This is a genomic window from Bacillus sp. FJAT-29814 (assembly GCF_001510715.1).
Taxonomy (GTDB): Bacteria; Bacillota; Bacilli; order Bacillales; family Cytobacillaceae; genus Neobacillus.
Window position 1 is genome coordinate 78,254 of sequence record NZ_LMTJ01000001.1, and the last position, 21,960, is coordinate 100,213.

The following is a 21,960-nucleotide window of genomic DNA, read 5'->3' on the forward strand; positions in this document are numbered from 1 at the left end:
GTGGCGATTAGTATCGTAATCGGAGCCATTAATATAAACCATCAAGATACAAACTCTGACGTATCGGTTGGAGAAAACCAATTAACCGGTTGGTCCGCACACAGAAAGACGAACAACGGATTTGCTCAGCAAAGTGGAATCATCACAAATATCCTAAATAACAACCCGATTATTGATAATGATCTAAATGATGGAAATATGATTGATCCAGATGTTGTACCTAGTGCTCAGGCGCAGACACTTTAAGTTTACATGTTAAAGTGCCTGGCCTATTTTTATTTTTTGGCATGTCCTTTCTAAATAATACATATGGTTAATTAAAGACTAGCTGTTCAGGGGGGATTCAATGGGAATAAAGCCTCAGATGCGTTCTCATGTCAAACAGATGTTAGGAGACGATTTCTCCGAATTATTGCATGAAATCTCACCATTTGTAGAACCCAGGTTGGATATATATAAATCAAACCGAAACTTCATACTTGCTATGGAACTGGCTGGAGCCAAGAAAGAGGACATCTCAGTAAAACGAATGAGTGGCACTTTAATCATTGAAGGACATATTAACCAAGAATATATGGATGATAAGATCAAAGTGATAAGCAGCGAACGGTACTACGGTTCTTTTCGAAGAGAAGTACCCATTCCGGAAGAATGTCATTTGGAACAGCTTCAAGCTATTTTTGAAAGGGGAATACTAGAAATATCCATCCCATTTTTTTAAAAATAAAGAGGAGAATGATCATGACATCCATTAAGTACGGTTCATTAAAAATTAACGAAATAAATAACTCTTCCGGTTTATTTGTGGGAACAAACATCATAAAAAGTAGAAAAAACGAAGTAGTTGTAAATGAAGGTTTTGGAACCATTAAAGGAAAGAAAAATAAAGTCCAATCGAATGCGGGATTCATAGAGAAACACTCGTAAAAGGGAATGGAGATTGATGGACCAAGAAAATATACTAAAAAAAATGGATGAACTGTTCCAAAAGATTAGCACACTTGAGAAATCCATCCAGGATAAAAGCAATCCATCCGTCATTGTCAAAATGGACGTGAAAGATCTTCATCTACAACATTTAAACATTGAGGAACTGGCATTCCAGCTTGAAAAGTTGGATATAAAAGAGTTAAGCGGCATGTTAAACCTCGGGAATACCTTCTCTCCCCATGTTCATCCCAAGAAAATCCCTAAAAATCCAGCTGTTCAAAAGAAGCCACAGCAGCAAGAAACAGAACAAAGGGACGATATTCAAATAAACATAAACGGAAAGCCAGTGTCCTATACAATACTGTAGGGAAAGGATGTTGATCGTGAAACGTTTTTCCCCCGCTTTTTTTATTGGTTCGATTTCAATCGGGACGGTGGAGGGTGCCTCCTGTGTAAATCTAGGAAACAATCTTCCAAGCGGTTTTGTTAATTATAAGAAACAAACCCAAGGATTTGGCTCAATAACGGGCGACCACAATGATATTCACGAAATTTTAGCATCCATCGATGAGAATGCGATTAGTGATATCTTCCATTATGATTTATTGGAGCACCAGCCAAATGGACAGGCATTAGAAAAGATTCAAGATGAGATGTTAAACGCTGAACTTACGATTGAAGAAGAGAGTGAAGAAAATAGCGAACAGTGACAGTCACTGTTCGCCATTTGACCTCCATTTTGTTAAACAAACTCATTTCAGCATTTTCATAATTTTTATGGCTACATCGATTTTCACAAGGTCATCTAAAAGATTAAAATCAACCTTTAGCAGGGATTCGATTTTTTTAATCCGTTTTCTCAATGTGTTGGGATGAATAAACAGCTGTTCGGCTGTTGCATTTATGTCGGCATTATTTGTGAAGAACGCTTCTACTGTTTCAAGATAGAAATCCTCATTCTCTTGATCCATTCTAATTAATTCACCCAACGTTTCTTGATAATAATCGTGCAAAATATCATTATGAATGTTGGCCAGCAGCCTTGCGATGCCGATATCCTCAAAATGGAGCACAGACCGTTGCTTCGTTTCATATTTCCCGAGCTCCAATGCCACTTTCGCCTCATAAAAACTTCGAAAGCATTCCATATTTGATGGATACTGACGGCCCAGGCCAATCTGGAAGTCAATCCCCGAAAAGGCAGTCTTGAGACTATGGTGGATTTTTTCAGCCAGCGAAACCATATACTCCTTTTGACTTTTTCCCGTAATGGCAGGCGAGTCAAACACAATCAGGACAATGAACCCTTGAATCGGAAAGGCGATAAGCGTGTGAAAATTTGCCTGTACAATTGAACGAATTTGACTGATGATCTGATTTTGATCGATTTTTCCGCCCGTAAATGCGGCAGTCACATTCATTCGCACTGCCATTAACTGAGTTGACTTCGTGAAGTCCCAGCCCCACTGCCTGCCTAGCGAGAGCAGCGTCTGCTCGGATTCAATATTGTTGTATAAAAGATTCGTAAGAAATTGTTCTTTGTAGGATTGATGAGCACGAAGGACCGCTTCTTCACTTTTTAACAAAGAAATAAGAGCAGGAATGGCATTTGTCAGCTGCTCAATCGATACGTCGAGCATCATGCCCGGCCGGATTGGAATGAAAATAAACCCATAAAGCTGTTCCTCTGATTGGAGTCGAAACAGGAGAACCTCCTCGGAACCGGCCTTAAGCATGAAAAAAACATCAGTCCGTGATTTTGCTTCCTGATAATAGCTTGCTTGAAGGTCTATTAATTGTTCCTCCGGGCCTGATGTCCCTTTCCAGTTCCTCCTATAAAAATGTTGATTCAATAAGTTGATCTCTTCGCCAATGATGGCGCCCAATTTGGATAAAAGTCCAATTAGACCCCGCCTTTGTCCTAATTGAAGCCAATAATTCGCTGAACGTTCCCAAACCAGATGGAAAAATCCCATCGATTTAAGCTGCTGCAGGTCCGCGATTGCTTTTTTCAAACTGTCCGGATTGGAGACTGTTACAGTTAAGATTGGCTTACCAATGGTTTCAGCCATTTGTAAAATCGCTGGAGAAAGGATTAGCTCTTCATTACCATAAAAAAGGATTCCTTGAACGTTTGGCTGAGGAAGGTATTCAGGCAACTGCAATTGTGCGTCGCCGGCCTTGGGCAACAATAATAGGCTAGCTGCCTCCAACGCATCGGTTGGGGCGGCAGCCTGCGCAATAAATCTGTCCTTGCCTTTCCACCCAGCGATAATTTCCGCTTGGTCAAAGGGGGAGGAGCTAACGATTTCCTGAAACACCAACATGATCGTTTCCTCCTTCTGTGCAGCTCCAAAAATGCTGGGTCTCTTCCTTTCGAGTCCGAAAGCGAATGGAAGGGTTGGTCACTTTTTTCATTTCAAAGCCATGTACAGCTTTTTCATAATCGGCATTACTTGGATCAAGAATATCGATGATTTCAAGTGCTTTAACCGGACAGGCCGAGACGCAAATGGGCAATTTATTATTCATTTGGCGCTCGTAGCACATATTGCACTTATCTGCTTTGGCCGTAATCGGGTTGATTGCGATCGCATAAAAGGGACAGGCCGTCACGCATTTTCCGCATCCTGAACACTTGGCTTGGTCAATCAAAACAATCCCGTTCGGCTTCTTTTTAATACAGCTTTCCGGACAAACAGCAAGGCAAGCCGGATTTTGGCAATGGTTGCAGGCCATTGAAAAATGATGAAAACTGTGCCCAGCAGTCACAACACCAGGAACATCATGGATTTTTCTGCGAAATGTATCATCATAGCCATGTTCATTTTTACAGGAGAATTCGCAGGAGCGACATCCTAAACATTTTTCAACATGGACAAGAAAACCGAGTTGTTTCATAAAATGCTCACCTTTTTAGTCTCAAATAAATAAGTTTTCACTTTATACTTAGTATAAATAGTTTTTACCAAGCTGAGTTGCCTAACATCGTACAAGTTTTTAACAATTTATCGTCGGAAGGAGGTTACCCCATGGACAAGATGTACACGATCACCCGCCATGTTTGTCCCCGAAATTGCTATAGTGCCTGCAGCATGTTGGGGTATTCTGTAAATGGCCGATTAAAAAAGGTTTCCGGCGATCCGCAGCATGGCTACACAAACGGGCTTCTTTGTGCCAAAGGGTTTAATTATTTGCAGCATGTTTACCATCCCGAACGGCTGAAATATCCCATGATGCAAGTACCGCGGGGGAGCGGGAACTGGCAGCGAATCTCTTGGACGGAGGCCATTAATCTCATTGCAAAAAAAATCATTGAGCTCAATAAACGCTATGGTTCGCATCTTTCATTAGCGTTAAATAAATATTCCGGGAATATGGGCGTCCTGCATCATGCAATGGAGGGCTTCTTTAACGGATTAGGGGAAACCTCCCGGGCCATCGGCAATCCATGCTGGGCCCCGGGGATGGATGCACTTTATTATGATTTCGGCGAACATCACACATCCGATATATCGGATGTTCGTCATGCAAAAGCGATTATCTTATGGGGAATTAATCCAGTTTGGACCTCGATTCATTCGATGCCATATATCATTGCGGCCCGGCAGCAAGGGGCGAAGGTGATTACGATTGATCCAGTCTACACAGAGACGGCAAAGAAATCAGATGCCTATATCCAGATTAAGCCTCGCAGTGACGGAGCGCTGGCACTTGCGGTTGCCAAGTATGTGTTGGAGCATAACCTGTATGACGCTGAATTTATCCGTAACTATACCCATGGCTGGACAGTGTTGACCGAATACCTAAATGACTGTTCCATGGAGGAGGCGCTCCATCAATGCGGCCAAACGATGGAAGTGATCCAATTCTTGGCCGAGCAGCTTACGAAAAATAAACCAGCCTATATTTGGGCAGGCTTTGGTATGCAGCGCCACCAAAATGGCGGGCAAAATATTCGGGCCATCAATGCCCTTGCCGCCATCACCGGGAATCTGGGCCGGAAAGGGAGCGGTGTCCAATTTGGACAACGGGCGAGCTGGAAATTCAGCTACAGCATTCTGAACCATTTGCCACATGATAAGGAAAAACCGGCAGGGGTTCGACCGCTTGATTTCAATGATTTTGCCAATGAACTGCAAAGACATCAGGATCCTCCCGTTAAATTTCTGTGGATTACGAGCCGAAATCTGCTCACCCAAAGCGGGAATGTCGAAAAACTCAAGCAATCTCTGCAACAATTGGAGCTCATTGTGACGCTTGATCATTTTTTAACGGAGACGGCGGTTTTTTCCGATATTGTTTTGCCCGCAACCACTCAATTTGAGGAGTGGGATGTGATGGCCAGTTATTGGCACCATTGGATCAGCATCAACCAGCCGGCCATCAGTCCTTACTATGAAAGCAAGAGCGAGCTGGAAATAGCCCGGATGCTGTCCCAACGGTTAAATAGCTATGAGGAGAATTTCAGTGCGTTTCCAACCGACATGAGTGATGAGGAATTCATTGACCAGGAATTTACCGATGAATTTTACGAAGCATTGCAAATCCAACATTGGCGGGAATTAGTGACCGGTGGCCCACGGAGGGTGAATCTCCCGAAAACCGCTTGGGAATCCCTGGAGTTCAAAACGCCTTCAGGAAAAATGGAGTTATTTTCAACACAGGCAGAAGCTGAACAGCTTTCACCCATTGGGATGGCGTTACCTAAGGAGAAAAAATCGCGGGAGTATCCCTATATTCTCCTATTAAATCATGAACCTTTCCGGATCAATTCGCAATTTCAAAACCTGTTTTCCTATAAGCAAATCAATCCGGAGCCATGCATCTATTTGCATCCTGCGTTGGCTAAGGACAAAGGGATTCAATCAAATTCACTAGTTAAGCTGTTCAATGCCCATGGACAAATTACGATTCGCGCCAAATACTCGGAGGATTTAGAGTATCACACACTTGTCATACATCCAAATCATCCTCTGGTTAATCAGCTGGTCAGCTTTATTCCTGCGGACATGGGGAAAAAAGTCACCGGTGGGAACGGAAATGCACTCAATGATCTGTACGTGAATATTGAAAAATTGATTTAAAAAAGTATGGACTTATTTCAGTTCCTGGAAGGAACAGTAGCTGAAACAATGTCCATACTTTTTCTTTTTTCTAGAAAAATGTGGCGAAAATATTGTAAAATATTGAACAAAAAGTGACAAGAGCTTCGGTTTGATTGTTTTTACACCAACGGCCGCAAAAGTCTGTAAACACTTCTACATTTGCTCACTTCTTAACATGGTATGCTGAAGGCACAATCCAGAAGGGAGTAAAAACGATGATAAAAAAGTTTCTATTTCTCCTACTTAGCGTCGTATTCGCAGCTTCACTGACCGGCTGCAACGAGCAGGCAAATGAGGATGTAAAATCGAAAATCCAATCCTTCCCTAATGAAAATTATACGGGTGACCCGAATCCCGTTGTAAAAGAGGAAATGAAATTAACTGAAGAGGAAAAAGCCGAATTCGAAAAGCTGCAGCAAGAAATTTTGTCCGAAAAAGAGGGCGAATCCCATGAATAAACACGGTATCGACAAGCAGCAGGAGCGATTCGAGATTTACCAGCTTCTTTGGCATTACTATCGGGGCGATCTGCAGAATTTAACAGTTGGAGAATGGGCGACAGTTGCCGCGTTTTTATCAAGCAAGCCGAGCCTAAGCCAGAATGATTGGGGAGCAAAAGCGATAAACCTGCTCGAAACCATCAACAATCAATCATTGGAAACATTTCAATTTGATTATAACCGGCTGTTTGTCGGCCCGAATAAACTATTGGCTTCTCCTTATGAGTCGAGCTACACAAATATCGAAGGCACAGTGATGCAGGCAGAGACATTAAAGGTTCGCAACTTCTATTATCATGAAGGCTTGCAGGTAGACAGGGAGGGGCAGTACCCTGATGATCATCTTCAATTTGAATTGGAATTTATTCTGCATTTATTCAGATTTGAGGAGAAGAAGGATATCCTTCAGCTGTTTTTGCACAACCATCTCTTGAAATGGTATGAGGCTCATTGTCGAAGGATTGAGGAGCATAGCCAAAATGGATTGACCTTGGCATTTGCTTATTTTTTGAGAGGATTTTTACAGCAGGAAACAATGTTATTGAAACAAGAGGAGGCCGCCTTATGCTAAACGAATCGATTACACGCCGAAATTTCTTAAAAGGTTCCGCTTCATTAACAGCCCTCTTGGGACTGGGGGCAGCCGGCAGTCAAAAGGGGCTCGTTCCGAAAGCGGCGGCGAAAACAAACGGAAAAGTGCAGCAATTTTATAATGCTTGCCCGCGAAACTGCTATGATACATGTTCGATTTTAACGACCGTTGAGGACGGCAGAATTACCTTTATCACCGGTAATGAAAACAACACTTATACGAAAGGGCGCCTTTGTGTAAAGGGAAATACGTATCCCCGAGTCGTCTATTCACCTGACCGGATTAAATATCCAATGAGGCAAAAGGGCCGGGGAAGCGGCAAGTGGGAACGGATCAGCTGGGATGAAGCCTACACCATCATTGCCAAAAAGATTTTGGAAATCAAAAAGGAATACGGCAGCACCCTGCCGATTTGTTTAAATAAATATTCCGGCAACTTCAACATCTTAAACTACGCAACAGAAGGAATGATGTCGAGCATCGGCTACACCACTCGCGCCCAGGGGACCCCATGTGATCCTGCCGGTTCTGATGCACAAGGTTTTGATATGGGGGTCGCCTATAATAGTGATCCGGAGCATTTTCTCGACGCTGACTATATTATCCTATGGGGAGCAAATCCAGCCTGGACCTCAGCGCACTCGATGTATTTTATTGAGCAGGCGAAGGAGCTCGGGACAAAGCTTGTCGTGATTGACCCGCTAATTACGCAGACGGCCTCAAAAGCCGATGAATACATCCAGATTAAAGCTAGTACAGATGGAGCACTCGCGCTTGGGATGATCCGCTATATCTTCGATCATCAATTATATGACAAGGATTGGGTCGACCAAAATTCGATTGGTTTCTCCGAATTCTTGGCCTATGTGAACAAAAATATTACCGTGGAGTGGGCCTCGAAAAAAACCGGTGTGCCACAGCCGGTCATTGAACGCCTGGCACGTGAATACGCGACAGCCAAACCGGCAAACATTTGGATTGGATTCGGCATGCAGCGCCACGTGAATGGCGGCGCCATGGTCCGTTCCATCGATGCTCTTGCCGCCATCACCGGAAATATCGGCAAGCGCGGCGGCGGGGTCAACTATATTGGCGGCGAAACATGGGGCTTCAATTACCATACGATGAGCTTTGGCGCACCGGAAGGAAGCGGCGGCGAAGCGGATCGTATGGTGAATATGAACAATTTCGGCGCCCAGGTGCTAGCAGCGGATGAGCCGCCAATCAAGATGATGTGGATTGCCTGCCGCAACCCGCTAGCACAGGATCCGGAACCAACCGTTGTCAAAAAAGCGTTTGACCAAATGGATTTGGTCGTGACCGCCGATTTATACATGAACCAAACCGTGGAATATTCAGACATCGTCCTGCCGGTAACCACCCCGTTTGAGTCAGTCGGGATCAATGTCAGCTACTGGCATTATTGGTTGAATGTCAACGAACAAGCGATCAAACCGCTCTATGAAACAAAGAGCGACTTGGAAATCGCAATGGGCTTATCGAAAAAATTAAATGAGCTCGAGCCGGAGTCATGTACATTTCCAACCTCTGGAGACCCGAAGGAATGGGTCGAAAAAGAGCTAAATGATGACATTAAAAAATTGTTTAATATTGACAGCTGGGAAGACCTCAGGAAAAAGGGCGGCACGGCTAAAGCAAGTGAAAAGGTTACGGTAGCCTGGGAGGATTTAAAGTTCAGAACGCCATCGGGCAAATATGAATTTTATTCCAAAAAAGCGGTTGAATACGGCCATCACCCGCTGCCTGTTTTTACGGAAGAGTATAAAGCGCCTAAGGAATATCCGATTCGTTGTATGTCGCCACATTGGAAATTTGGGATTCATAGTCAATTCCAGCATCAGGATTGGCTGATGGCAATTCAGGATCATCCGTTCCTCGAAATCCATCCCGATTTGGCAAAGCAAAAGGGAATTCAGAACAACGATCTTGTCAAAATCATCAATGAAACAGGTTACATGACACTCCCTGCCAAGTTAACGAAGATGGTGCCGTCAGATACTGTCGTTATGTATGAGGGCTGGTGGAAGGGCGTCAATTACACGGAGAATTTTACCGTTAAGGCGTTGGCAGAAGATATGGGTGAATATCAAAAAGGGCAGCGCGGAATTGCCTTTCACGATAACTTTGTCAACATTGAAAAAGCGTAAGGAGGAGCAACTATGGCTAAAAAGCTTGGGTTTTTAGTAAATATCGAGCGGTGCATCGGCTGTCACGCTTGTGAAATATCGTGTAAAAGTTTTTACCAGCTCGAACCGGAGATGCGTCGGCGCCGAGTGACGGAATTGCCGGAGGATCTAGTCGGCACGCCAGTTCGGGCCTTCGTCTCCACCGCCTGCAATCACTGCGACGATCCGGCCTGTAAAAAAGCCTGCCCGGTTGGCGCCTATACGAAGCGTGAGGACGGGATTGTCGTCCACAATCAGGAGCTGTGCATTGGCTGCCAGATGTGCGGAAAAGCCTGTCCTTATAAAGTTCCCGTCTATAATCCTGTCAAAAGAAAGATGGACAAATGCAGCATGTGTCATGAGCGGCTGGATGTAGGGCAATTGCCAATCTGTGTGGAAAAATGTCCGTTGGAGGCAATTCAAATTGTCGATTATAATGAGGTCCAACCGGAAAATGGGGTCAGCATCGTTCCGACATTTGCCGACCCTTCGATTACTCATCCAACGACACAGTTTATTTTACCAAAGCCGGGGAAACAAACAAGGAGGTCATCGTAATGCATGATATGCCGCTTGTCATCTTTACAGTATTATCACAGCTTGCTGTTGGCGGGTTCGTGACCCTTTGGTGGATTGACCGGAAGAGCACGATTCAACGGAAAACCGGATTGCTGATCTCGCTTTCACTTGTCGTCATCGGCGGAATCGCCGTCCTTGTATCATTGTTTCATTTAGGACATCCATTTGCTGCCTATCGGGCAATTTTAAATATCAAGGTCTCATGGCTCAGCCGTGAAGTGACCTTTTATGGTGCTTTTGTCGGGATGAGCATCCTGTACAGCTGGTTTTGGTTTAAAGATGTACCCGTCCGGCGTGGCATTATTGGGGCGGTCGCTGCAATCCTAGGCTTTCTTGCGATTTTCTCTTCAGCCAAGATTTATATGATACCGGCCATTCCTGCCTGGAACGGCATGACGACCATGTTTATGTTCTTTTTAACTTCGATTCTATTAGGTCCATTATTTGTTGGGGTGTTCTTGGTCATTCGCGGGGAGCTGTCGATGAACATAACAACCGTTGTCCTATTTGGTTTCATTGCTGCGGCCATTGTGATGCTGCTCTATTTTTCCGGACTTCAAGGGGGACTGCCGCAAGCGGCTGAGAGCTTGCGATTGGCAACTGGGCATATCCTCTTTTGGGTTCGACTGTTCACCTTTATTATTGCCTTTGCCATTGTTGCGATTACCGCTATTGGCAAACAAAAACAGTCAGGCATCACCTTTTCTGTGGTGTTCGTGCTGATTTTGATCAGCGAGTTTTTCGCCCGCCTGCAATTTTACGAAACAGCTGTTCATTTGTAGGGATTAATAGCATGAGAGGAGGCTGGTTTGGATGAATCTTCTAACCTGGGCAAAGGCGATTGACAAAAAAACAAACGCGCTCGTAATGGAGCCGAATCTTTGTACAAGGTTGATATCGCCAAAAAGTACCTGCCGGCAGTGTGTTGAAGTGTGTCCGACAAACTGCATTACTTTTACAAAAGATACCATTGAGGTCAGTGATTCTTGTATGGAATGTGGCATTTGTGCAACAGGTTGCCCAACTAACGCACTTTCCTCCAATCGGCCTTCTCTCCAGCAATTGGTACAAACGGTTTTGCACAACAGCAAGGAAAACGAACAGGTTTATTTACATTGCTCTAAATATCCGATTAAAGAGGAAGGGGTGGCAGCAGTCGCTGTTCCCTGCCTTGGCAGCATACCACGAGAAGCCTGGCTTAGCTTTCTTGAGGAATGTGACAATCTGATAGTTTACCTACCTGATGGGGGCTGCGCCGACTGTGTCATAAAACAGGGGGAACCAGTATGGCAAAGAGAATTGTCTTTTGGAGAAACGATGAGCGGCAACCGTCTATCCGTCGTTTCGGCCGTGATGCAGTCAAGGGGAATGGACGAATTGGATCAGCGGAAGCGGTCGTTATTCTATTCCATTTGGAGTGAATGGAAGGCCGTCCACAAGCTTGCGGTGAAAGAAACGCTTGGTACCGGCGAAATCAAAACGTACCAGGAAAAGCTCAAGAATGATCGTGCTTCCCTTATACGAAAAGAATGGAATGAGGCAGCTAACGGGGTAATGGAAAAGGTGTTCAATGAATCCACCTACCCCTATCAGGTGAAACGAAACCTGTTTTTGGAGAAAATACGCAAAAATAAGGACCTGCAGGCTAGTAAGAATGTTCGGCTTCCCATGATCTTGTCTGATTGCACCCTTTGCGGAGCCTGTTCCATTCTCTGTCCCACAGATGCACTGATCCAAGAAACAATGAACGGCGTCACGCAAATCAAGCTTAATCCGGAAAATTGCGTAGACTGCAAACTTTGTGAGGAAATCTGCTATTTCCAACAATTAAAATTGGTAGAAAAAGAGAATCGCGAGTTGTTAATGGAACGGGGCAGGGAAACGGTGCTTTTTTGAGGTTAATGACAATAAATGTCTGAATTCTAGGGTTAGACTCCAAGTACATGGGGCTAACCCTATTTATTATTTCCCGTGGCGTCCTGGAAACTCATTCCTTAATCCTGATTTTCCGATTTTTAAATGACCCAGAATGCTCTAGCGTGATATGCGCTTCAATGGACTTTACGCTATCTTCACGAAGCAAGGTGTTCTCATCTTTTAACTTTTTCCATTCAGTATTATGTTTTCTGTATACCTGGTGTTCTAAGTTTAAAAAATCAATCTTATGTTCTAACCCTAATTGATATAATTGCCTCACTTCAGTAATGATTCCTTTTTTTACGAATTCATCCATCGCTCGTACGCTGATCGTGTTGTTTTTCATGCGATTACTCACAATCCCATTGGCACGGTAGACGATAGTAAAGCGAAAGTTTCCATTTTGTTTTTCGGGGTGTATGCTAACCATTTGGTCTTCGAGCACCGTAAGAAATTCCGGATTTTTTCCGTTTGGCAAAAGTAAGGAAGCGCGAACGGTTTCCGGGGTCAGCCAGCGTAGACCTTTTAATTTCTTATATGGAAAATACCCTTTGTACTTTTGGTTATCAATAAAAAAGGCTCCATTAATCGCTAATTTCCCCTCGCTCTTTTTATTTTTCTTCCATTGTTTATCATTGATGGTGAGCGAGGGAATGTAGGTGGTGAAACTAGGTTCAAAAAACTCACGCGCGAATTGATTCAGCTTTACCGGATGAATGGTGGAGCTTTGTTCATACGTACTTTCCGGACTATGCAAAATTGTATTCAACGAGGTTTGATTAAAAAATCCGCCAGTAGAGAGAATGTCAACCATGGAGTCCTTTGTTCCAAAAATCCAAGGAGTCGGCCGGAATTCATAATAACGCGTCAAGCCATCAAAAATACTGCCCAGTCCTTTTTTCAACGCGTCCTCACTCAAAACAATCGCAGTGACATGTGCCCACAGAAACCGTTCCTGCGCTGTATAATAGGCTTTAAAAAAGGCGTCGATAAACGTTGCCCCGCTCGTCTCAGAAACATAAACTTCAGACGGTACTTTGGCACCGCCTTCTCTTTTCGCTACAGAGGTCAATCCCAGCATTTGAATATAGACATGATATTTCCCATCACGAAAATCAACTCCGACGGCGGTGGCAAAGTTTTGATTTTCAATCTCCCCGATGTCATGGCCGCAAGCCGGGACAAGTAATAGAACAAGAAGGATAGAAAAAGCCATTAGTAAACGTCGCTTCATACTACTTTCTCCGCTTCTGCAAAAATGAAATGCCAAATTTTTTTCGATCAAACGGGTTCACTAACAATGCTGCTAAAAATTCTTTGTATGATAACGAGGCTATAGGTTCAAGATAGGCTACTTTAAATGACTCCAATGTAGATAGATAGATAAGAATGCTTAGAAAGCCGATAAAAAGTCCGTAGATCCCTAAAAAAATCGATACTAGTAAGGTGAAAAGCCGGAGGATGCTTACCACTCCAACCAATGATTGATTCACTAACGTGTAGCTAGCGACCGCTGATAACGCAATGATCACAATCATTGTGGGGGAGGCAAGTCCAGCTCGAATCGCGGCGTCCCCAATAATGATACCTCCGACAATCGAAACCGTTTGGCCAAGAACGGTCGGCATTCGAACTCCCGCTTCTCTTAACAATTCAAACAAAGCAAGAATAAAAATTGCTTCAAGACCGATGGGCAAGGGCAAGCCTTCACGCGAAACAACAACGGTAGCCAACAGGGCAAACGGCAGTTGGTCAATATTGACAGAAGATAGCGACACCCAAAAACCCGGAAGGAAAACCGCGACAACGAAACCGATAATCCGAATAATACGCCCAAACAGAACAAGATGGTAAGGAAAATGGACATCCTCAGGTGATTTAAGAAGCTCAAAAAAATTGATCGGTCCAATTAACACGGAAGGGGACCCATTTACAATTAAAATAAACCTTCCGCGCAGCATGCTTTCAATGACAAAATCAGGACGCGTGACATAATCGAATAAAGGAAACAAAGACAATGATCGATCAGAAAGCCATTGTTCCAATTGACCACTGCTGACAACACTTTCACCTTGAAGGTCAGCAAGCCGCTTTCTGACTTCCTCGATGATGTCTTTATTGGCTTTATCATTTAAATAAAGCAGGGAAACCTCTGTTTTACTCAGCGAACCAACAGTGAAGGACTCACAATAAAGCTGTTCTGACTTCAATCTTTTACGAATCAACGAAATGTTTATGTTCATCTCCTCGGTAAAACTATCCTTCGGTCCTTTAATCGAAACCTCTGTCGTCGATTCTTGCGGTTTCCGTTGTGGCACATTGCTAATATTAAACACATGAAAAAACGGAGTCCCTTCCTGAAACACAATCAGGTAACCTGAAAACACAAGATTAACCATTTCCTTCATACATTTTATGTGCTGAACAGGGGGAAGCACGTCAAAATCTATTCTTGGTTCTTCGCTGCCGATGCTTAGAAGAATCCGGTTAAAATATTCATTTAACTGTATGGAGTCAAGCATTCCTTTGCAATAAAAAGCTTGAAGCTTCTCGTCTTTTTCAATGGGGATAAAAGCAATATCCGCATAATGACGAAAAAAACTTCTCATCTCGTCGCAGGACAATGCTCCTTTTTCTAAAGCATGATCAAATCGTTTCATGTTCATATGTTTTGGGTTCCTTTCTTCATTGGCAGATAACTAATGATCAATAAGGCCAACGAAATGAACACGGCAAATAGGAGAGCAACCGGATAAAAGAATTTGCCGACCATTGTTTGCACCCACATGTCACTTAGTGGAACGAATGTCAATATTCCCAAAAGAATGGAAATAAGAACAAACACGTACTTTTTCTTAGAAGCAGACGTTTCAGCTTTCAGCATATTCGCAAGCAGGTAAAAACCTAGTGAAATGCGGATAATCTCGCCGCTTAATAATTGAAACACGGCTAAAAAGTCAACATGGGAAATATAGGCACCCAACTTGATCAGCCGCCATTGTTCAAAGGCCGGGAACCGCATACCGGCCGCAATCGTTGGACCAAATGAGGACAAAGAACCCATCGTGGGTCCAAGAATCAAACCAACCAGAATCGTAATGAGAAGGAAAAGGTTTGCCAAGGTAAACGATTTTTTTAAATGGTGCTGCAGAAGCAACAGCACAAGCAAATCCGCGCTTCCCCCAAGAATGACGATGGTCCCTTTAAAAATGGGGTGGTAGCCATTACTAAGGACAGGGAATAGGTAGGAATAGTCTTTTGCCGGAAGGGTAAACAAAGCGACGAAAATCCCAAGCAGCCAAACAATCGGCAATAAAACCGCTGATACATAGACAATCGATTTTAGGCCACTATAGGCTGACCAAGCACTAATCAACAGAAAAGGCAGCATCACAACAAAGGCTGGCGTTTGCGGCAGGAAATAAATATGAACAGATTGAATCAAATCATAAAAAGAAATGGCACTTATAGTGAAAACATAAACTGCAAGGATGCTGATGAAAACAAAAGAAATTCCACCCCTAGTTCGTACCTTGATCCAGTCAAAAAGACACAGTCGCTGTGGATTATTTTTCATGATTAAATAAAGGATCAATCCCCATATGAGTAAGAAGACATAGGCAACCAAGGCGCATATCCATGCATCCCGCTTTCCAGTTGCCAGCAAATGAGGAATGATGAGCACATGATTAGAAATACCAATAAAAAGGATGAGAACAAAAAAGAATTGAGTTCGAGAAAATTGCATGCACCACACCACCAAAAAAATTCATGCTATTGTTAGGTTTAGTCTGTGCTGCCAAATTATGCATAGCATAGCAACAAAACAAACTGCTAAAAGGGTTGGTGGGATCTACTACAGTGTGAGTTGTTGGCTGATTGTTTCTGGCCATATCAAATTTTTAAGCTACTTGCATACTTTTTGAGAATATATGGAAATGTAAATATGACGTGAAGGAGAGGAGGAAAAGGGAGTGATTCGAATAAGAAGGCGTCCTTCAAAGAAAAAACCAAAAGAACATCAAGCGCCACAACTGGCTTCATCACAGGACATCCCTTTATCGAAAAAGCTTAATGAGAATGTTCAATTCATCTCCTCTCTCTATCAGGAAAGTTCAGATGTTATTTTTCGTACGTTTGTTGTAAGTGAAATTGACGCCGTCATTATCTATATAGAAGGCTTAAGTGATACACAAAAATTGGACCAACAGGTGCTGGATACATTATTGGATCGAAACGAATTTGATGAATCCGACTTCCTTCTTTCGATAAAAAATCGCTTACCGATTTCCAATATAAAAAGGATTTCTACGTTCTCTGCCTGTATCGATGCAATCGCCCATGGGAATCCAGTATTGTTGTTTGATGGGTTTGAACAGGCATTCTCCCTAGGTTTAGTAAAATTTGAAAAGCGCTCGATTGAAGAGCCACAGGCTGAAAGCTCCATTCGTGGTCCGAGAGAGGGGTTCACTGAATCTATTAGTGTCAATATATCTTTGGTGCGTCGGATCATTAAAGATCCGAGTTTGAAGATGAAGACCGTCCATGTCGGTCAATATACAAAAACCAAAGTCGTGATTTCGTATATAGAGGGAATCGTGGATAAAACGTTGATAGAGGAAATCGAAAACCGTCTGCATCGTATTACAATTGACGGGGTGCTAGAGAGTGGCTATATTGAACAATTCATCGAGGATAACCCTTATTCTCCCTTTCCGCAAGTTTTGTATACGGAGCGTCCTGATGTGGCTTCCGCTAATTTACTAGAGGGCAGGGCCGTTTTGATGATAGAAGGGACACCCATTTCCTTGATTGCACCCGTAAGTTTTTTTAGCTTATTTCAATCGCATGAGGATTATTATGAACGGTTTTGGGTGGGGAGCACGATCAGATCGCTCAGGTTTCTTTTTTTAGCCATTTCTTTATTCCTGCCATCCATGTATGTGGCCATTACAACGTTTCATCAGGAAATGATTCCTACAGACTTGCTGCTAAGTATTGCTTCCTCTAGAGAAGGTGTCCCATTTCCTGCGATTGTGGAGGCGATTATGATTGAAATGGCCTTTGAAGCCTTGAGGGAGGCGGGAATACGTCTTCCGAAACAGGTGGGTTCAGCAGTTAGTATCGTGGGGGCACTTGTCATTGGTCAGGCAGCTGTTCAGGCGGGGATTGTTTCGGCACCCATGATTATTGTGGTGAGTATAACAGGGATTGCTTCCTTTATGGTTCCACACTATTCGATTGGCCTCGCCATCCGATTGTTAAGGTTCCCGATTATCATCCTGGCAGGCTTTTTGGGATTAATTGGTATCATGCTAGCGTTAATCCTAATTATCATCCATTTATCAACACTACGATCTTTTGGGCTTCCTTACTTGAGTCCAATCGCCACTCTGCAAAAACATCCCATGCAGGATACGTTTATTCGTTCCCCTTTATGGAAGATGAATAAACGGCCGCATTTGACAGGGGAATTCAATGCTTCAAGACAAGGAAGAAACCTAAAGCCTGATCCCAATAATGGAGGTGATTAAGGCGAGAATGGGGGTAAAAGGAACGTGCTGGAAAAGGGAAAAATATCGGCCCTGCAAATGGAATTTATCATGGTTACGACCATTATTGCTACAGCTGTGCTCTCCATCCCATCCATTGCTGGGAGGATAGCGCGGCATGACATGTGGATGACGCCAATTGTAGGCTCTATCATTGGTTTTATAACGGTATACATCGCTTGGAAGCTCCATCAATTGTTTCCGAAGCTGACCCCCATCCAATATAGTGAAAATATCCTTGGGAAAACAGCCGGAAAGCTATTTAGTCTGTTTCTCGTTTCCTTTTATATTTATAATTCAGGGGTAGTCATTAGACAGTATTCTGATTTCATCACTGGTAATGTGATGTTCGAGACTCCTGGCGTGGTGTTTTCCATCACTATCATGTTTGTCAGCGCAGTAGCGGTGAGGGGCGGGATTGAAGGGATTGCCAGATCCGCCGTTATTTGCACGACAATATACCTGAGTGGAGCCGTCTCTCTCCTTTTATTAATCAAGGATATCGATGTTACCTATTTGCTTCCCTTTCTAGAAAATGGGGTGGTCCCCATAATAAAGGGAGGATTTGTGCATTCACCATGGTACAGTGAATTTTTTCTTTTAGCCTTCCTGTTTCCTTTTATCCATAATCAAAAAAACGGTCTAAAGTCCGGAATGAAATCGTCCCTTTACGTCATGATTATTCTCTCATATGCTAATTTTTTTGTACTCACCTTTTTAGGCGTTTCAAGTGTCAATCAATTTTATCCTGTCTACACGATCATTCGGGCGATTTCTGTAATGGGATTTTTCGAGAACTTTGAAGTGATTATTACGGCTTTCTGGGTTCTGGGGAATTTTGTGAAAGTAACCGTTTTTTTATATGTGTGCAGCTTAGGCCTTGCCCAACTATTCAGGCTTTCAGACTATCGCCTGATTGTGTTTCCTTTATGTCTTCTTATCATTTTATTTAGTTATTGGGATATCCCTAATATTGTCGTTTTAGTAAACTATATGACAAAAATCCAGCCTTTTTATTTCGTCATTGTTCAGACGGTTCTACCACTATTTTTACTACTGATTGCCTTAGCCCGCAGGAAAAGGAGCGAGAGCGGTTGAAGAAAAACCTTCTTTTCGTTATGTGCCTATGTTTCCCGATCCTTTCCGGCTGCTGGGACCGGGTAGAATTGCCAGATCTCGCCATTATTACTGCGGCAGCGATCGACCGTTTAGACAATGGTGAAACGAGAATCTCCGTTCAGCTCTTCATCCCTCGTGCCATTACAAGCGGTGAAACAGGAGAGAATCCAAGCTTAGCTCCCACTTTTGTCCGAGAAGGAACAGGAGATAATCTTGCCAATGCGATTTCAAAGCTTCAAATCAATGTCCCGAGAAGATTGTTTTGGGGCCAATGTAAAATATTTATTTTTGGACACGAGCTCGCTAAACAAGGCATACGCGATGAAGTAGACTTTTTGGCTCGCCATCCACGTCCCAGAGAAAAATCATTACTATTTGTAAGTGCTGGGGAAGCAAAGGAAGCCTTGACATTAGTGCCACCTTTAGAACGATATTCTGGGGAGGCCTTAAGAAAATTAACACAGGATGAATACGGAACGATTACTACTTTACGGGATGTCGATATGGCCTTAATGGGGGAGAGCGAAAGTGTGTCTATGCCTTATATAAAAAAGCTGGGGGTACAAGAAAAAACAAGAAAATCCTATCAAACGATTCCCGTCATTGAGGGAACGGCAGTTTTTAAAAAAGATAAAATGGTCGGAATGTTAAACATGAGAGAGACACGGGGTTTATTGTGGTTAAAGGACAAGGTAAAAAGAAGCACAATCTCGATTAAACTGAAGGGGGAAGACGGAGAAATTACGATGACACCGACGCTCGGAAGAATCAGCTATACCCCAAAAATCATAGAAAATCGCTGGATCATGAATCTAAACATGGAGATTGAAGGAGATATTGTTCAGAACGAAACACATGTAAATCTATTGAATGAGGCTGTCATGATGAAGGTCAAAAAAGAATACGAATCAGCCTTAAAGGAACGAGTAGCCGAAACAACCAAAACGCTCCAACACGAATTGAAAACAGATGTGATGGATTTTGGAAGGAGATTTCATCAAAAATACCCGAAGGAATGGAAGAAAGTATGGCACAGATGGGATGAAAAATTCCCGGAAGTAGAGGTCAAAATTAGCGTGAATGCCAAGGTGAGAAGACCTGGTTATATTGGCCCGCCGGCAGCGCTTCCAAGAGATGAGGTAAGGGAATAATGCAATGGAATGGGAGTACAGTATTGATGGTGCAAGTCTTAATTTGGCTCATCGTAATATTCGAGTGGAAACGACTGAAAAAGGCCTCTAAGGCTGACAGGCTAACATTTGCTGTTATCCTGACTTTGACAGCCTTGATGTCGTTTTTTAACCTAGAAACATTACCAGGACCGATCACGCTTCTTCAATACATTTTTGGCCCTTTAGGCAGAATCATGGAGTAGGGGCTTATAAAAGGGCGATGTTTGAATAAAGGCATCGCCTTTTGTTGGTTGAATGACACCGGGTTATTTGAAAAATAGTGAATCTACCACTTTTACGGGAACGCGCTTACATAATTTAGTACCTTATCAAACATCCGAAGGGTTCCCAAATTCAAAAGCTTGCTGTAGTAATTGTTCTTGAAAGGATGCATCTACAACGTACCCAATTAAACGAACTACGTATTGATTTTCATCCAGGATGACATTGGCGTACACGGTTATCATGTGTTCCATATTGTTATTTTTTATAATTCTCCAATTGTCAAGGAAGCTGCGTTTTTCTTCAATAGCCTTATTAACTTGATTGATAAACCGATTACGATCATCTGGATGGATTAGGTTATATACTAATTCCAATGTAGGCACTTGGCCTCTATCTATCCCAAATATTTCATATGTTTTATCGGACCAAAACCCTTCATCCTCTATCACATCATAATCCCAAACACCAATATGGATGAAACCCATCGTATGGTTACGATCCATATCCGGTGAATCGAGTGTCCTTTTCTGTATGCCCATTTTAAAACCCCGTTTTTTAATATTTTTTAAATTGAACTGTATGGAAACATTTTAATATATTTTAGGGTTGCAAAAATGTAGCAAACCGCCACGTTTTTACTGAAACTAAGAAGTTTATACTAGAAAAAGGGCTGTACCCTATCAATTTCATGGAAGACACTATTAAGAATGAATAGTGGCATTTAGCAACAATTATTCAGATTTGTGATTGATATATTTTTCAAAAAAATTAATTCCATTAGTATCAAAAAATTCAAACATGTACCATAGGATTACCCGATGACATATGATTATATTAATATATGATATTTTTTAAAATGTTTTTATCTATATAATATTTTTCTCATGTTTTCATGCTAATGGGTGGGAGGAATCATGAAAAGAGAATGGTTAATCCAACTTCGAAAATCAAAAAAGATGACGCAAGAGTATGTATCCTCTGTTACTTTTATTAACAGAGCTTACTATGCACAAATTGAAAGTGGAAAACGTAGCCCGAGTTTTGCAGTAGCTAAGAGTATTGCCGATGTATTGGATTTTAATCCAATTAGATTTTTTCAAGATGATATTGATCAGGCAAATAAAGAACATTCTTCACATAAAGGAAGCGTGCTAAATCAGAATATTCCTGAGACATTTAAGACGAGAACAGGGCTGATCCTTTACCTTTTTAATCATATAGATGTATATTATCAACACGCGATAAAATTTTTACTTACAGGGGTTGAAAATGGTCGTTATTGTTTCTTATTTGACAATAAAGAGAACGTGAAGAATCTTCATCAATATGTCAATAAAATCTTTGATAAAAACAAAAGATGTTATGTAAAGCTTATTAATCTAGAGGAATTTAGCCATAGTAAACTGGAGAATATTGTTAATATCCTAGATTTATCAAATACTGAGCATGGAAAACATATATGTGTATGGGTGCATGGAAATCCGAACTGTTTTGCTTCTATTTTAAATAAAGACTGTTTGAATACGATTACTCTGTTTGTAGTCTCATACAACAGCTCTATGCTTACAGCAAGTAGCCATATTGATTTGATGAGAAAATACCCATACCTGATGACGGATAAGGAGATTGTAGATTCACCTTTATACAAAACATCAACAATATTACCTTCACTTTACATTCAAGATGACTTATAAAAATTTTCCTTCCTATCAATTTATAAGGAAAGGAAAGGAGCACGCTTGAAAAAATACTCCCCCTTACAAATTATCTTAATTGAAAGCGCATCCGTATATGTCAAATTAGAAAAGTAAATTATTGTAAAAAACTGAACAGAAACTAATCCACTACATTAGATAATTATATATTTTATGAAGCTGTCATCTGGCAGCCTTTTTTATTGTATTTATGGCCTCTTTAACTGCTTCAATCTATCAACCTTCTAAAATGCACATTCAAAATCATCATAACACCAGGAAGTTAAATGTGGAATATTGAATATTCATATTTTTAAAAATAGTTAGAATTAACTAGGTGTCTAGGTTAAAAAGAGAAATTACTAGGATTTTAGTTATGGGAAAAA

Annotated in this window: 23 protein-coding genes; 17 read left to right on the top strand and 6 right to left on the bottom strand. The window is 42.2% G+C overall.

The features are described 5' to 3' along the window. From AR334_RS00400 to AR334_RS00420, 5 genes are all read left to right on the top strand, one after another. On the top strand, positions 1 to 246 hold the full coding sequence (locus AR334_RS00400; protein WP_066303707.1) for a hypothetical protein: 246 nt from the start codon (positions 1 to 3) through the stop codon (positions 244 to 246). A gap of 100 nt (positions 247 to 346) precedes the next feature. After that, positions 347 to 721: an Hsp20/alpha crystallin family protein gene (locus AR334_RS00405; protein ID WP_066303713.1), complete on the top strand. Its 375-nt coding sequence runs from the start codon at positions 347 to 349 to the stop codon at positions 719 to 721. A gap of 20 nt (positions 722 to 741) precedes the next feature. Further along, a complete protein-coding gene (locus AR334_RS00410) occupies positions 742 to 927 on the top strand; it encodes a hypothetical protein (protein ID WP_066303716.1) in 186 nt (61 codons plus the stop codon). 16 nt (positions 928 to 943) lie between these two features. Beyond that, positions 944 to 1,297, top strand: a complete 354-nt coding sequence (locus AR334_RS00415) for a hypothetical protein (RefSeq protein ID WP_066303719.1) — start codon at positions 944 to 946, stop codon at positions 1,295 to 1,297. A 16-nt stretch (positions 1,298 to 1,313) separates the two neighbouring features. Continuing rightward, positions 1,314 to 1,640 carry a hypothetical protein gene (locus AR334_RS00420; RefSeq protein ID WP_253701137.1) on the top strand — a complete coding sequence of 109 codons (327 nt, stop codon included), beginning with the start codon at positions 1,314 to 1,316 and terminating at the stop codon, positions 1,638 to 1,640. 42 nt (positions 1,641 to 1,682) lie between these two features. Here the strand turns inward: AR334_RS00420 and AR334_RS00425 are convergent, their stop codons facing one another. Together AR334_RS00425 and AR334_RS00430 are read right to left on the bottom strand one after the other, a co-directional pair. Then, entirely contained in the window at positions 1,683 to 3,257 is a 1,575-nt protein-coding gene (locus tag AR334_RS00425) for a CdaR family transcriptional regulator (RefSeq protein WP_066303721.1), read from the bottom strand. Then, on the bottom strand, positions 3,232 to 3,831 hold the full coding sequence (locus AR334_RS00430; protein ID WP_066303723.1) for a 4Fe-4S dicluster domain-containing protein: 600 nt from the start codon (positions 3,829 to 3,831) through the stop codon (positions 3,232 to 3,234). The genes AR334_RS00425 and AR334_RS00430 overlap by 26 nt, the downstream gene beginning before the upstream one ends. Positions 3,832 to 3,962: 131 nt before the next feature. On the opposite strand from AR334_RS00430, the gene AR334_RS00435 reads away from it, so the two are divergent. The 7 genes from AR334_RS00435 (at position 3,963) to AR334_RS00465 (ending at position 11,791) form a co-directional block, all read left to right on the top strand. Continuing rightward, entirely contained in the window at positions 3,963 to 6,017 is a 2,055-nt protein-coding gene (locus tag AR334_RS00435) for a molybdopterin-dependent oxidoreductase (RefSeq protein ID WP_066303729.1), read from the top strand. A 236-nt stretch (positions 6,018 to 6,253) separates the two neighbouring features. Further along, positions 6,254 to 6,496, top strand: coding sequence for a hypothetical protein (locus tag AR334_RS00440; RefSeq protein ID WP_066303730.1), 243 nt, complete (start codon positions 6,254 to 6,256; stop codon positions 6,494 to 6,496). Next, positions 6,489 to 7,109: a molecular chaperone gene (locus AR334_RS00445; RefSeq protein WP_066303731.1), complete on the top strand. Its 621-nt coding sequence runs from the start codon at positions 6,489 to 6,491 to the stop codon at positions 7,107 to 7,109. Before AR334_RS00440 ends, AR334_RS00445 begins: the two co-directional genes overlap by 8 nt. Beyond that, positions 7,103 to 9,298 carry a molybdopterin-dependent oxidoreductase gene (locus AR334_RS00450; protein WP_066303735.1) on the top strand — a complete coding sequence of 732 codons (2,196 nt, stop codon included), beginning with the start codon at positions 7,103 to 7,105 and terminating at the stop codon, positions 9,296 to 9,298. The genes AR334_RS00445 and AR334_RS00450 overlap by 7 nt, the downstream gene beginning before the upstream one ends. A 12-nt stretch (positions 9,299 to 9,310) precedes the next feature. Beyond that, positions 9,311 to 9,874, top strand: coding sequence for a 4Fe-4S dicluster domain-containing protein (locus AR334_RS00455; RefSeq protein ID WP_066303736.1), 564 nt, complete (start codon positions 9,311 to 9,313; stop codon positions 9,872 to 9,874). Continuing rightward, on the top strand, positions 9,874 to 10,677 hold the full coding sequence (locus AR334_RS00460) for a DmsC/YnfH family molybdoenzyme membrane anchor subunit (RefSeq protein ID WP_066303737.1): 804 nt from the start codon (positions 9,874 to 9,876) through the stop codon (positions 10,675 to 10,677). The genes AR334_RS00455 and AR334_RS00460 overlap by 1 nt, the downstream gene beginning before the upstream one ends. A 31-nt stretch (positions 10,678 to 10,708) precedes the next feature. After that, positions 10,709 to 11,791 carry a 4Fe-4S binding protein gene (locus AR334_RS00465; RefSeq protein ID WP_066303741.1) on the top strand — a complete coding sequence of 361 codons (1,083 nt, stop codon included), beginning with the start codon at positions 10,709 to 10,711 and terminating at the stop codon, positions 11,789 to 11,791. A gap of 91 nt (positions 11,792 to 11,882) precedes the next feature. Here AR334_RS00465 and AR334_RS00470 read toward each other — a convergent pair whose 3' ends face one another. The 3 genes from AR334_RS00470 to AR334_RS00480 are packed head-to-tail and all read right to left on the bottom strand — an operon-like array spanning position 11,883 to position 15,560. Then, positions 11,883 to 13,046, bottom strand: a complete 1,164-nt coding sequence (locus tag AR334_RS00470; RefSeq protein ID WP_066303746.1) for a Ger(x)C family spore germination protein — start codon at positions 13,044 to 13,046, stop codon at positions 11,883 to 11,885. A gap of 1 nt (position 13,047) precedes the next feature. Next, complete coding sequence (locus AR334_RS00475) at positions 13,048 to 14,478, bottom strand: spore germination protein (protein ID WP_066303750.1); 1,431 nt, start codon at positions 14,476 to 14,478, stop codon at positions 13,048 to 13,050. Further along, positions 14,475 to 15,560, bottom strand: coding sequence for an endospore germination permease (locus AR334_RS00480; protein WP_066303751.1), 1,086 nt, complete (start codon positions 15,558 to 15,560; stop codon positions 14,475 to 14,477). The genes AR334_RS00475 and AR334_RS00480 overlap by 4 nt, the downstream gene beginning before the upstream one ends. Before the next feature lie 226 nt (positions 15,561 to 15,786). On the opposite strand from AR334_RS00480, the gene AR334_RS00485 reads away from it, so the two are divergent. Genes AR334_RS00485 through AR334_RS00500 form a run of 4 tightly spaced genes read left to right on the top strand, consistent with a single transcriptional unit; the run spans position 15,787 to position 19,858 of the window. Continuing rightward, the gene (locus tag AR334_RS00485) at positions 15,787 to 17,346 is read left to right on the top strand and encodes a spore germination protein (RefSeq protein WP_082692710.1); all 1,560 of its coding nucleotides are present in this window, start codon (positions 15,787 to 15,789) and stop codon (positions 17,344 to 17,346) included. 24 nt (positions 17,347 to 17,370) lie between these two features. After that, on the top strand, positions 17,371 to 18,462 hold the full coding sequence (locus AR334_RS00490) for an endospore germination permease (protein WP_066303752.1): 1,092 nt from the start codon (positions 17,371 to 17,373) through the stop codon (positions 18,460 to 18,462). Continuing rightward, positions 18,459 to 19,634, top strand: a complete 1,176-nt coding sequence (locus AR334_RS00495; protein WP_066303754.1) for a Ger(x)C family spore germination protein — start codon at positions 18,459 to 18,461, stop codon at positions 19,632 to 19,634. The genes AR334_RS00490 and AR334_RS00495 overlap by 4 nt, the downstream gene beginning before the upstream one ends. Before the next feature lie 26 nt (positions 19,635 to 19,660). Next, positions 19,661 to 19,858, top strand: a complete 198-nt coding sequence (locus tag AR334_RS00500; RefSeq protein ID WP_172799133.1) for a hypothetical protein — start codon at positions 19,661 to 19,663, stop codon at positions 19,856 to 19,858. 126 nt (positions 19,859 to 19,984) lie between these two features. On the opposite strand, the gene AR334_RS00505 is transcribed toward AR334_RS00500, so the two are convergent. Continuing rightward, complete coding sequence (locus AR334_RS00505; RefSeq protein ID WP_066303758.1) at positions 19,985 to 20,419, bottom strand: PAS domain-containing protein; 435 nt, start codon at positions 20,417 to 20,419, stop codon at positions 19,985 to 19,987. A 375-nt stretch (positions 20,420 to 20,794) separates the two neighbouring features. Here AR334_RS00505 and AR334_RS28605 point away from each other — a divergent pair, with 375 nt between their 5' ends. Continuing rightward, positions 20,795 to 21,574, top strand: coding sequence for a helix-turn-helix transcriptional regulator (locus AR334_RS28605; RefSeq protein ID WP_082692711.1), 780 nt, complete (start codon positions 20,795 to 20,797; stop codon positions 21,572 to 21,574). Positions 21,575 to 21,960 lie beyond the last annotated feature (386 nt).

Bases quoted from the DNA above. Each gene is read 5' to 3' on its own strand.
- AR334_RS00505 (WP_066303758.1), bottom strand. From the start codon at position 20,419: ATGGGCATACAGAAAAGGACACTCGATTCACCGGATATGGATCGTAAC.
- AR334_RS00405 (WP_066303713.1), top strand. From the start codon at position 347: ATGGGAATAAAGCCTCAGATGCGTTCTCATGTCAAACAGATGTTAGGA.
- AR334_RS00450 (WP_066303735.1), top strand. From the start codon at position 7,103: ATGCTAAACGAATCGATTACACGCCGAAATTTCTTAAAAGGTTCCGCT.
- AR334_RS00460 (WP_066303737.1), top strand. From the start codon at position 9,874: ATGCATGATATGCCGCTTGTCATCTTTACAGTATTATCACAGCTTGCT.
- AR334_RS00445 (WP_066303731.1), top strand. From the start codon at position 6,489: ATGAATAAACACGGTATCGACAAGCAGCAGGAGCGATTCGAGATTTAC.
- AR334_RS00415 (WP_066303719.1), top strand. From the start codon at position 944: ATGGACCAAGAAAATATACTAAAAAAAATGGATGAACTGTTCCAAAAG.
- AR334_RS00430 (WP_066303723.1), bottom strand. From the start codon at position 3,831: ATGAAACAACTCGGTTTTCTTGTCCATGTTGAAAAATGTTTAGGATGT.
- AR334_RS00470 (WP_066303746.1), bottom strand. From the start codon at position 13,046: ATGAAGCGACGTTTACTAATGGCTTTTTCTATCCTTCTTGTTCTATTA.
- AR334_RS00475 (WP_066303750.1), bottom strand. From the start codon at position 14,478: ATGAACATGAAACGATTTGATCATGCTTTAGAAAAAGGAGCATTGTCC.
- AR334_RS00465 (WP_066303741.1), top strand. From the start codon at position 10,709: ATGAATCTTCTAACCTGGGCAAAGGCGATTGACAAAAAAACAAACGCG.
- AR334_RS00480 (WP_066303751.1), bottom strand. From the start codon at position 15,560: ATGCAATTTTCTCGAACTCAATTCTTTTTTGTTCTCATCCTTTTTATT.
- AR334_RS00500 (WP_172799133.1), top strand. From the start codon at position 19,661: ATGGTGCAAGTCTTAATTTGGCTCATCGTAATATTCGAGTGGAAACGA.
- AR334_RS00425 (WP_066303721.1), bottom strand. From the start codon at position 3,257: ATGTTGGTGTTTCAGGAAATCGTTAGCTCCTCCCCCTTTGACCAAGCG.
- AR334_RS00410 (WP_066303716.1), top strand. From the start codon at position 742: ATGACATCCATTAAGTACGGTTCATTAAAAATTAACGAAATAAATAAC.
- AR334_RS00440 (WP_066303730.1), top strand. From the start codon at position 6,254: ATGATAAAAAAGTTTCTATTTCTCCTACTTAGCGTCGTATTCGCAGCT.
- AR334_RS00435 (WP_066303729.1), top strand. From the start codon at position 3,963: ATGGACAAGATGTACACGATCACCCGCCATGTTTGTCCCCGAAATTGC.
- AR334_RS28605 (WP_082692711.1), top strand. From the start codon at position 20,795: ATGAAAAGAGAATGGTTAATCCAACTTCGAAAATCAAAAAAGATGACG.
- AR334_RS00455 (WP_066303736.1), top strand. From the start codon at position 9,311: ATGGCTAAAAAGCTTGGGTTTTTAGTAAATATCGAGCGGTGCATCGGC.